Below are 382 nucleotides of genomic sequence, written 5' to 3' on the forward strand. Positions count from 1 at the left end.
GAATGGGGCATGACAATCTTCGTGCCAAGTGATAAACTGGCATTACTGATGTCTGATGAAAAGTCATTGATTTTTTTAATGTAGTCGGGAGCGTAGGCAATAAAGGAAGCCGATAGGATAAACACCAGCACAAAATTCATAATGGCATGAATTGCCTTTGTGGTTTCTCTCTTTATCAGTCCCGTATAGGCAACATAAACCCCAAGAACCAAAATCAAGAGTAAGAGGAATCCAACATAGAAACCCTCTGTTGAAAATCCGTTTGCACTCACACCAGCTAAGGTCTGCATATTCTTACCAATGGAATCTGCTGTAGCGGAAATGAAGTCTAAGGAATAGGCTTCCTGTACTAAGTACCCTGTCGCATTGGAAACATACAAAC

Annotated in this window: 1 protein-coding gene; it reads right to left on the reverse strand. The window is 41.1% G+C overall.

The annotated features are described in order from the left end of the window. A partial coding sequence (locus tag EII23_RS12520) for a CD3337/EF1877 family mobilome membrane protein (protein ID WP_409360243.1) occupies nt 1–382 on the reverse strand: 382 nt, incomplete at both ends.

Origin of the sequence: Desulfovibrio sp. OH1186_COT-070 (assembly GCF_003860215.1) — a bacterium.
Taxonomy (GTDB): domain Bacteria; phylum Desulfobacterota; class Desulfovibrionia; order Desulfovibrionales; family Desulfovibrionaceae; genus Desulfovibrio.